The organism is Chryseobacterium sp. JM1 (assembly GCF_000737715.1).
Taxonomy (GTDB): Bacteria; Bacteroidota; Bacteroidia; order Flavobacteriales; family Weeksellaceae; genus Chryseobacterium.
Genome location: NZ_JPRN01000004.1, coordinates 284,790 through 295,146, shown reverse-complemented (window position 1 = coordinate 295,146; position 10,357 = coordinate 284,790). Strand labels below are relative to the sequence as shown.

7 protein-coding genes and 1 riboswitch are annotated in these 10,357 nt (G+C 39.7%); of the genes, 4 read left to right on the top strand and 3 right to left on the bottom strand.

The window, feature by feature from the left end; translation table 11 throughout:
- The first annotated feature begins 301 nt into the window (after nt 1-301).
- Nucleotides 302-487: riboswitch (cobalamin riboswitch) on the top strand.
- Between the two features lie 108 nt (nt 488-595).
- Genes IW22_RS09850 through IW22_RS09835 form a run of 4 tightly spaced genes read left to right on the top strand, consistent with a single transcriptional unit; the run spans nt 596 to nt 7,299 of the window.
- Entirely contained in the window at nt 596-2,626 is a 2,031-nt protein-coding gene (locus IW22_RS09850; RefSeq protein WP_081873927.1) for a TonB-dependent receptor plug domain-containing protein, read from the top strand.
- The gene (locus IW22_RS09845) at nt 2,623-3,756 is read left to right on the top strand and encodes a YncE family protein (protein WP_034726110.1); all 1,134 of its coding nucleotides are present in this window, start codon (nt 2,623-2,625) and stop codon (nt 3,754-3,756) included. Before IW22_RS09850 ends, IW22_RS09845 begins: the two co-directional genes overlap by 4 nt.
- 15 nt (nt 3,757-3,771) lie before the next feature.
- A complete protein-coding gene (locus IW22_RS09840) occupies nt 3,772-4,980 on the top strand; it encodes a hypothetical protein (RefSeq protein WP_034726108.1) in 1,209 nt (402 codons plus the stop codon).
- 39 nt (nt 4,981-5,019) lie between these two features.
- Complete coding sequence (locus IW22_RS09835) at nt 5,020-7,299, top strand: DUF5074 domain-containing protein (protein ID WP_034726106.1); 2,280 nt, start codon at nt 5,020-5,022, stop codon at nt 7,297-7,299.
- Between the two features lie 125 nt (nt 7,300-7,424).
- On the opposite strand, the gene IW22_RS09830 is transcribed toward IW22_RS09835, so the two are convergent.
- The 3 genes from IW22_RS09830 to IW22_RS09820 all read right to left on the bottom strand — a co-directional run bounded on the left by IW22_RS09830 (nt 7,425) and on the right by IW22_RS09820 (nt 10,293).
- Complete coding sequence (locus tag IW22_RS09830; RefSeq protein WP_034726104.1) at nt 7,425-8,198, bottom strand: T9SS type A sorting domain-containing protein; 774 nt, start codon at nt 8,196-8,198, stop codon at nt 7,425-7,427.
- Between the two features lie 177 nt (nt 8,199-8,375).
- Nucleotides 8,376-9,581, bottom strand: a complete 1,206-nt coding sequence (locus IW22_RS09825; protein WP_034726102.1) for an MFS transporter — start codon at nt 9,579-9,581, stop codon at nt 8,376-8,378.
- A 55-nt stretch (nt 9,582-9,636) separates the two neighbouring features.
- On the bottom strand, nt 9,637-10,293 hold the full coding sequence (locus IW22_RS09820) for a FadR/GntR family transcriptional regulator (protein WP_034726100.1): 657 nt from the start codon (nt 10,291-10,293) through the stop codon (nt 9,637-9,639).
- Between the last annotated feature and the right edge of the window lie 64 nt (nt 10,294-10,357).

The following is a 10,357-nucleotide window of genomic DNA, read 5'->3' as shown; positions in this document are numbered from 1 at the left end:
ATCTTAGAGAATATTATTTAAGAAAGGTAGCTGAGGGAAAAAATAAAATGCTGGTACTGAATAATGTGAGAAATAAAATTATCCATAGGGCTTTTGCCGTTATCAATAAACAAAAGCCCTATGAAAAAAATTATATAAATAATTTGGTAACGTCATAGAAATCAGCCACCGGGGTTTAATACATACTCCTGAACATATTTATTTTTGCGATGATTAACCGTGAAAGAAATTCGATGTAGAGCGTTTTTATAGTACTGATAGCTAATTTATTATGTGATGTATTGCATCTGTTAATTATTTTCTATCTTTGCCGAAATCTGGTGCGCTGTAACAAGCACTTAAAAGGGAATCCGGTGAAAATCCGGGACAGACCCGCTGCTGTAAGCTCCACATCAAAGTTTTTGAAGAGTATATCCACTGTTTTTTAATGGGAAGGATTTCAAAAACGGAGTAAGTCAGAAGACCTGCCAGAAGATAAACGTTTGATGCTTTCGTGGAATAAAGCTTAGGACAACAATGATTCTGTGCAGTAACAGCTGCGCTTTATCTTTGCTATCTTATATCCATTAGCGTCAATATTATTCTCAATGAGCTAATGGTCAGAAAATATACTGCTTCTCAGTTTAAAAAAGGCGTTATCACATTATTTGTGGCAGCATCTCAACTTCTATTCTCACAATCCGTAGACACCGTCAGGGTGAAAACCATTCTTCCTATTCAGATTTACAAAAAAGATTTTAAAGAAATTCTTCCTGCACAGGTCCTTTCCGGGGAACAGCTTGAAAGGCTGAACAGTCAGTCGGTGGCTGATGCCCTACGGTATTTTTCAGGAGTTCAGATCAAAGATTATGGCGGGATGGGCGGCCTGAAAACGGTGAATATCCGGAGTATGGGAAGCCAGCATGTGGGTGTTTTCTATGACGGGATCCAGCTGGGAAATATTCAGAACGGAATCGTGGATCTTGGAAAGTTTTCACTCGATGATCTTGAAGCCATATCTTTATACAACGGCCAGAAAAGTGAAATTTTTCAGCCTGCAAAGGACTTCGGATCTTCCGGATCTATTTATCTTCAGCCTAAAATACCTGTTTTTAAAGGGGATCAGAAGACCAACTTAACGGTAAAGCTGAAGTTAGGCTCCATCAGTTTATTTAATCCTTCTTTCCGTGTGGAACAGAAGCTTTCAGACAGAATTTCGGCAAGTTTCAGTTCAGAATTTGTACAGAGTAAGGGATTGTATAAGTTTAAATATGAAAAGAAAAATTCTGACGGTTCCGTTGCCAATGATACCATTGCGAGAAGATATGATTCCTATATCCGTGCGAAGCGTTTTGAAGGTGCCTTAAACGGAACTATTAATGATGGAAGCTGGAGTGTACGCGGATTCGGCTATATTTCAGATCGTGGAGTTCCCACAGCCATTGTTAATAATAATTTCACGCCTAAAGGTCAGCAGATGCTGGATGAGAACTATTTTGTTCAGGCCAGTTTCCGTAAAAAACTATTTCCAAAATTCGAAACGCAGCTCAAAGCTAAATTTGCCTATGACTACACCCGATTTTTAGATACGGTGAATGTGGCAACAACCGTTTTGCCGATAGACAATTCTTATGTTCAAAGAGAGCTCTATTTTTCCAATTCCAATATCTATTCTATTAATCAAAACTGGGATGTAAGTGCAAGCTTTGACTTTCAGTATAATAATCTCGATGCCAGTTTAAGGGATTTTTCATATCCTACACGATATACTTCACTCGTTGCTTTTGCCACGACCTATCAGTGGAACCGTTTTAAATTTTTGGGAAGCCTTCTCGGAACTTTTGTCCATGAAGAAGTGAAGATGAATGCAAAATCTCCTGATAAAACCGAATGGACTCCTTCTGCTTTCCTGAGCTACCAGCCTTTTCAATCCAGAGAGCTTACCGTAAGGGCTTTCTACAAAAGAGTCTTCAGGATGCCGACTTTCAATGATCTGTATTACACGATGATCGGAAATGTGATGCTGAAACCTGAATACACGAACCAGTACGATGCAGGTTTTACTTACCAAAAGCTCTATGACCATCAGTTTTTTAAAGGCATCTATGTGAAAGTGGATGGTTATTATAATGAAGTAGAGAACAAAATTATTGCTGTACCTACCACCAATCTTTTCAGATGGATGATGGTGAATCTGGGTGAAGTGAAAATCATCGGAGCAGACGTGAATGTTCAGGCGGAATTTGATATCAATAAAGTGAAACTGAAACCTTTGGTAAGCTATACCTATCAGCGTGCCGGAGATTATACCGATAAAAGTGACGATTATTACGGCGACCAGATCTCTTATGTGCCTTGGCATGCGCTAACTTTTACCATGATGGCGGATTATAAAGACTGGAGCTTCAATTACAGTTTTATGTATACCGGAGAGCGTTATGATGCTCAGCTGAATAATATCAAAGCCAATTATCTTCAGCCGTGGTACACGCACGATTTATCCGTACAAAAAAAAATCAACTGGCATTCCCACCAGATTAAAGCCGGTTTTGAGGTCAATAACGTCCTTAATCAATACTATGACGTGGTCAGGAATTATCCGATGCCCGGAAGAAATTTTAAACTTATTGTAAGCTTTACATTATGAAAAAACTAAACTTTTGCCTGCTGGCTTTTACTCTTTTCTTTCTGTTCTCATGTAGGACAGATGACAATATAGTTCCTTCGGAAACTAAAGAGGTAAGCAACGGTGAAGATACTCCTATTAAAGGGTTTTATCTTCTGAACGAAGGAAATATGGGCAGCAACAAATGTACGCTCGATTATTTCGATTATGCGACAGGAACATACCGCAAGAATATTTACGGAGAAACTAATCCTTCTGTGGTAAAAGAATTGGGTGATGTGGGAAACCATATCATGATCTACGGAAGCAAAATGTATGTGGTGGTGAATGTTTCCAATAAAATTGAAGTCCTGGAAGCAAAAACGGCCAAACGAATTAAAACCATACAGCTGCAGAATTGCCGTTATCTGGCTTTTAAAGGCAATAAAGTCTATGCCAGCAGCTACGCAGGTCCGGTTGAATTAAATCCTAACTCTCCTCCGGGAAAAGTAGTAGAAATTGATACCACATCCCTGAACATCGAGAGACAGGTCGTAGTCGGATATCAGCCGGAAGAAATAGAAGTGATGGGAGATCAGCTTTTTGTAGCCAATTCCGGGGGATATATGTTCCCGAATTATGATAAAACCGTTTCCGTTATTGATCTGAACAGCTTTACGCAAACCAAGAAAATTGATGTAGCCATTAATCTTCATCGTATTAAAAAAGATAATTACGGAGATTTATATGTAAGTTCCAGAGGAGATTATTACAATATTCCATCCAGTCTTTTCCTTGTGGATGCTGCTACAGGAACCGTGAAAAAAGACTTTCACGTTGCTGTAAGCGGAATGACGATCGTGAATGACAAGCTGTATTATTATGGTAATGAATTTAATTACAATACCCATGCTTACGTCAAGACCTTTGGAATCATCGATGTAAAGACAGAACAGGTTATTTCCAACAAAATTATCGACCAGCAATATGTGGACGAGATCAAAGCACCTTACGGAATTGCTGTAAATCCTTATACAGAAGATATCTATCTAACGGATGCGAAAAACTATGTGACCACAGGATATGTGTACTGTTTCGACAAGACCGGGAAATTCAAGTGGAAAACAGAAGGCGGGAATATTCCTGCTCACTTTGCTTTTTTATATAAATAATCAGATCAGAAAAAAGTGGAAAGAAAAACAAAACATATTTTAAAAACGATATTGCTCTCTTCGGTTCTGTTGGGAACTGCAGCCTGTAAAAGCGATAGCGAAGAAGTGGTAGAGGAAGTGACTTTTCCTGCGGAAGTACTTAAAGAATCCTATACGATTGACAGACTTAAGCTTTTGAATATTGATCCTAAAATTGAGGGTACATTAACATGGAGTATTAATGATGCTGTGATTTCTGATCAGCTACAGCTGGATTTTGTAAGTCCCACCGTACAAAATTATCCTTTGACATTAAAAGTCGAAATAAAAGGAGCGGTGAAGATTTATAAGTCAACGATCATTGTGAATAAAGAACTCACGCCTTATAGTAAATATATTTCGGATGTCTTTGAATTCCGTCCGGCTGTAGGCCAGTTTATGAATGAAATCCCAGAATATGCCAACGGATATACGGAGACCGATATGATTAGAAAAGCAAAAGAATCGTTGGTAGGAGGAAATTCTACGATGATTACGCTTGGAGGCTTCGGAGGTTATGTTAGTTTCGGCTTCGATCATACGATTCCCAATCTTGATGGAAAAGATTTCAAAATTCTCGGAAATGCATTCTGGGGAAATGACGCCAATGCTACGAGATCGGGATCTTGCGAACCCGGTATCATCATGGTAGGCTACGATAAAAATAAAAACGGTAAACCTGACGAGGACGAATGGTACGAGATTGCCGGCAGCGAATATTTTAAAAATTCAACAACGAAAAATTACAGCATAACCTACTTCAAACCCAACGAAAGTAAGCCCCCCGTTCCCGGAAGTGAGTTTTGGCAAGCTGATGTGGAGTACATCAAGTGGCAGGACAATATTGGGAATTCTGGATTTAAAACTAAAAATGCCTTCCATGCACAAAGCTATTATCCTTTATGGCTCTCCAGCGCTTCTTACAGCCTTACGGGAACCAGACTTAAGGATAATTTTCATGACCAGAGCGGAACGGGGACTTATTGGGTGGGAACATCCTATGATTACGGCTATGCAGACAATGCCCCGAACAACGATGAAGCGTCCAATATAGATATTTCCTGGGCCGTAGATAAGAACGGGAAGTACGTAAAACTTCCGGGCATCGATTTTATTAAGGTGTATACGGGAATCAATCAGGAAGCCGGCTGGCTTGGAGAAGTTTCTACAGAAGTGGCAGGAGCTTATGATTTACATCTCAATTAATACGACAGACAACAAAATTTAATACATATAATTCGAAAAATGAAAAAGTTTTACCTTTTTATCGTACTGTTTCTGTTTGCGTTCTTTGCGAATGCACAGATCAAAGTACAGGGCGTACCCAGAAATGATATTCAGGGTACCGGCAGCAATCAGCTGAATACAACAGTAACGACCACCATCAATTTTTCTGATATCCAGTATTGGGTGGGAAGCGGTACCAACGAAGCAGCTTTCGTGGTACAGTGGAATGACAGCAAAAATCCGGATGCTTTGGTATGGGGTTTCAGATGGAACGGAACTGCTACAGGAGAAGATATGCTGAAAGCAATTGCAAAGGCGGATCACAGGTTTTTCACTTTACTTTATCCGGGAACACAGTTTGGAACAGCAATCGGAGGAATGGGTTTTGACCTGAACGGACAGAACAGCAATGCGCTTTACAAAAGTGGAAATGTAACCTATCCTTATTATCCTGTCAACGGGATTGTCAATACAGCGGCTTATGATTTTGATGATTATACCGCAGCAGATGCTTCGGATCATTGGGGATCAGGATGGTACAACAGCTACTGGTCCTATTGGGTAAAAGATCCTACAGATGCTGATTTTGGATATTCAGGAGTGGGTGCTACTTCCCGTGTGCTTCAGAATGGTTCTTATGATGTATGGAATTTTAATGCAGGAATGGAGAGCTTCCCTATTTCTTCGACATTAACGCCGGTTTCTCCTTACGTTACAGCAACCAATTTTACGAATGGTTATTTCATGGTGAATGAAGAATGGTTCGGACACACCAACGGTTCTGTTAACTTCATAGATAACAACGGACAGATCAATTACCGTGTTTACAGTAATGCCAATAACAACCAGGCTTTTGGTGCTACCACTCAGTATGGAACAATCTACGGAGATAAATTCTATTTTATTTCAAAGCAGGCTGCAGACGGAGGCGATACTCAATATACTCCGGGAGGAAGACTTGTGGTAGCCAACGCGCAGACAATGCAGAAAATCGCAGGATTTAATAACATCGGTGGTGGTGACGGAAGGTCATTCGTTGGGGTTAATGAAAATAAAGGATACATCGGAGCTTCGAACGGTATTTTTATATTCGATATCGCCAATATGCAGGTTGGAAGCCTGATCACAGGAACAGGCGGTGGCGGCCAGTATGCCGGACAGATCGGAAATATGGTCCGTTCTTCTAAATATGTATTTGCAGTAAAACAATCTGCTGGAATTTTAGTGATTGATCCTGCAACTGATACTTTGGTGAGTACGATTCCTGGAGCTTTCCACTCAATTGTTCAGGCCAAAGACGGAAGTATATGGGCCATTCAGGATCAGAAAGTGGTGAACATTAATACAACAACATTTGCAACAACTCCATATAATATCCCTACGACTAAATATCTAGGATCCTGGGGAGCATGGAACGCAGGAAGCTTTACAGCGAGCAGCAAGCAGAATGTTTTGTATTGGAATAACTCAGTCAACAGTTTTGTATCAGGAGCACAAATTGTAAAATTTGATGTAACGACAAAAGCATTTAACGAAAGTTTTGCTACCATTCCAGGTCAGACAGGTACTTACAAGCAGATTCCTTACGGTGCTGCTCTTCGTGTGAATCCTATAACGGATGAATTAATCTTAAATACAACAGAAAGCGGTTACGGTGCACACTACCAGAAAAACTGGATCCATACGTATGATGCAACCGGAACACTTACCAATACAAAAACGCTTAACGATTATTATTGGTTCCCTGCTGTAACCGTATTCCCGGATAATACACTTCCTACAGTAAGTAACACATTCCCTTCACAGGTTAGTGTGAACAGCGCCTCTGTGATTGATCTGAAAACAATTGTTTCTGATGAGGATAACCTTTCATCGGCTATTGTAAAATCAATTAAATCGAATTCAAATCCGGCAGCTGTTTCTGCAGTGATCAACGGAAATGACGAACTTGTTCTGACACCAATTGCTACAGGAACTGCTGATATTAAAATTACGTTTAACTCAAACGGAAAAGTGGTTGAGAAAACCCTTACCGTAAACAGTACAGCTTCTGTTTTAGCAACAGCTGAAGTGAAGAAAATTGAATTCAGTATCTATCCGAATCCGGTGACCGATATTCTGACCATCAAAACTCAGGAGAAAATCCTAAACGTTTCCGTTTATGATGCTTCCGGAAAAGTGGTGAATACGCAGCTTAACAACGGCCAGATCAATGTAAGCATGCTTCCGAACGGAGTATATATTCTGAAGGCTGTAACTGATAAAGCAGTTTACCAACAGAAATTAATCAAAAAATAGTTTTCACAGTCTATTTTATTTCAATGAATCGGCGGCCCTGCGGGCCGCCGATTTTTTTGCCACTTTAATGGCAAAAAAACTCCGGCAGGCTGAAAGCCTGCCGGAGTTTTAATATGTCCTTTTACTTAGTTTGTAATTCTGATCTTACGGGTGTAAGTCTTTTTATCTTTTGCTTCCACGGTCAGGATATAAACGCCTTCAGGCTGTGGAGTAGACAGTTCAAAAGTATTTGATTTCAGGGTAGAACGGTGTACTTCTTTTCCTGAAGTATTTCTTAGAGAAACTTCAGCCCCTTCTAACGGAACGGTACCACCCAGAGTAATCTGTCCGGCTTTGCTGTAAGCCATGATCGTGGCAAGAGGATCCTGATAAGCATAATACACTCTGAATCCACCACCCAGACTTAACACACCACCACTCAGTCTTATTTTAACGGCGTTGTATGAGCTCGCAGGAGTAAGTTCAATCGTTGCTCTGTTAGGAGTGTCTGCCAGTTTCAGTAAACTTGCGGTGATCATTTGACTGTCATTATTAGACGTCGTTCCGCTGATCGTTTCTATATACACACCGCTTAACAGCTGAACGGTCAGAGGAATGTTATTGGTTCCGATACCGATTACTAATTTGGTGTTGATTCTCACTTCAGGGAATCTCAGGGTTTGTTCAACGCCTCCCAATAAAACGGTACCCATGACCATGGTAGAATAGTTGTCTTCGTTGTCACCCACGGCATTCAGAGGGTTCTGTACGGCACATCCCAGACATACTCCGTACACATTGGAGTATTGGTCATTGGCGTAGATCCTGCTTTGTGCTTGTGTATTGCTCGATTGGAATAAAAATGCTAAAAACAATGCGGCCTGGAAAAGGCGGCTCTTGGAAAGTAGAATAGATTTCATACTATAGAGATTTAAGGTTAATGTTTTAACCAAATTTAAGCATAAAAGTATATGTATACAATATTATCTCTATAAAATGTGAAATATATAATAATTCCTTAATGTTGAACATGTTGATTATCAGAAAATAATTTGATCTGAAATCCGTACATATGTTTTTATATCTTTATTTCCAGCTTATTTTTTTCGTCCTTTTATATTAGGCAAGAAAGCGGTTATGATCCCGATCAGAGGTAAAAATGCGCAGATTCTGAATACATATTCAATTCCGGTATCATCGGCTACAGCTCCTAAAACAGCAGACCCAATTCCTCCCATCCCAAACATAAACCCGAAGAATAATCCGGCCACCAATCCAATCTTGTTGGGCATAAGATCGGTAGCGTAAACCAATATGGCAGAGAACGCAGATGCAATAATTAATCCTATTAAAACAGCAAATACAATGGTCCATCCCAAAGGAAGATAGGGAAGACAAAGTGTGAAAGGCGCTGCTCCTAAGATAGAAGCCCAAATGATTTTTTTCCTTCCGTATTTATCGCCCAGTTTTCCGCCCAGAATAGTTCCTATCGCCACTGCGGCAAGAAACATGAATAAATACAGCTGGGAATCCTGCACCGAAATATGAAACTTATCAATCAGAAAGAATGTAAAATAATTGGTCATGGATGCCAGATAGATGTATTTGGAAAATACCAAAGCCAATAGGATGGTAATAGAAAAAATTACCTTTTTGCGGGACAGCTGGATATCAATAATATTATCCGGATGTTTCGCTGATTTCTTAAGGGATAACCTTTCTGCATACCAGTTTCCGATTCTCCACAAAACAATGATTCCTATAAAAGCAGCAATCGCAAAAAGTGCAACATAACCCTGTCCCAAAGGAAGTATAATTAATGCAACCAGTAAAGGCCCGATAGCGCTTCCCGAATTTCCACCCACCTGAAAGATCGATTGAGCCAGTCCTTTTTGACCGCCGGATGCGAGTTGAGCAACCCTCGAAGCTTCAGGATGGAAAATAGAAGATCCCATCCCAATCAGTCCAACGGCAATCAGAATGACATAATATTGATGAGCGGCTGCCAGAAGTAATAAACCGGCCATTGACAGGCCCATTCCTATAGCTAAAGATCTTGGGTTGGGTTTTTTATCCGTGTAAATTCCAACAAACGGCTGTAAAATAGATGCCGTAAGCTGAAACACCAGCGTAATGATTCCGATCTGTGCAAAGGATAAACTGAATTCGCCTTTCAGAATAGGATATAATGAAGGAATCGTAGATTGAATCAGATCATTCAGCAAATGTGAAAAACTGATCATAAATAAAATAGGATAAACAATTTTAGTGGTATCAATAGTTTGTGTCTGTACCTTTTCCATAATGTTGTCTTTAATTCGTCAGGTCATCTGATGAATTTGATTATAAATTTAATATTTAATATACTTTTTCAACAATGAGCTGAGCAATACGCGCAGCCGTGTCTGAATCTTTATTTTCAATAGCAGTATAAAGATCAGTATGTATTTTTTGAGAAAGTTTGAAAGAGTCTGTATTGTTATTGTGACTGGCTTCAAAAGTTCTGAGAATATGCTTACTGGCAATGCGGTAGATTTCCTTCAAAAGGGTATTGCCACAGGCTTCGGCAATAGATATGTGAAAATTAATGTCTGCCTGGTAACATTCCAGTGCCTGGTTGTCTTTTGCAAACCGATCTCTGAGGTCCAGGTACATTTTAATCGTCTCCAGTTCCTTTTCACTTCGGTTAGTAGCCGCTTTCGCTGCAATCTTTGAATCTAACAGAGAGCGAACTTCATAAACTTCATTGAATTCCGCATTATTGATCTGGTCTTCCAGTGATTCCTGAATATTTTTAGAAGTTACAAAGGTACCCACACCTTGCTGTACACTCAGAACTCCTTTTATCGATAAAATTTTTATAGCCTCACGGATGCTGGACCGGCCGACTCCATATATTTTCATCAGTTCCGGTTCAATCGGAAGTTTATCACCAACAGCATATTCTTCATTGGTAATCCCCTGAATTAATCTCTCTGCGACTTCCTGAGCTAATGATTTTCTTTGAATTTGCATAAACATCTTATCATCTGATGAATGCAAAGGTATGACTTTTTTTAAATATTTAATCATAAATTCT